General features: G+C 32.8%; 1 protein-coding gene. It reads left to right on the top strand.

The features are described 5' to 3' along the window. Positions 1 to 129: 129 nt before the first annotated feature. Positions 130 to 483, top strand: a complete 354-nt coding sequence (locus CYP28_RS01930; protein WP_103592891.1) for a hypothetical protein — start codon at positions 130 to 132, stop codon at positions 481 to 483. Positions 484 to 525 lie beyond the last annotated feature (42 nt).

Below are 525 nucleotides of genomic sequence, written 5' to 3' on the forward strand. Positions count from 1 at the left end.
GTAATAGGTGATCCTGCAAAGGCCATGAAGATACAAAGCGACTTTGCAAAATTTATCATCCCTAAGATGAATAGATTTGTAAATTTCTTCTACAATAAAGTTTGTTTAAAGGCAGCATAGGAGGATATGATGCAAAATTGTATGATTTGGGTAAAAAATCCAACTGGTGTTTTTTGTGGTGTGGAAGTCAAAGAAGATCAGGGTGTAGTTAAGATGGGTAAAATACTTACCTCTGGGTTTAAAATGTATAGAAAGGCGAGAGAGCTTATCTCGCTTGGAACACTTGAAAGGATTGGCAAAGACATAAATGATTGTTTTTGCTATTATGATGATAACTCAGATGATCTTGTTGTGAAAAAAACAAAAAAATTTAATGAAACATGCAGGAGAGATCCTGATATTAACCACTATTATTTCATAGACAACACATGGTATGTAAAAAAAGGATTTTTGTTTAAACAAATAAAAGATATTCTGCGCTAGCAAAAATAAGAGAAAAGAGCCAACCACAGCTCTTTTCTATAT

Source organism: Campylobacter concisus (assembly GCF_002914195.1).
Lineage (GTDB): Bacteria > Campylobacterota > Campylobacteria > Campylobacterales > Campylobacteraceae > Campylobacter_A > Campylobacter_A concisus_M.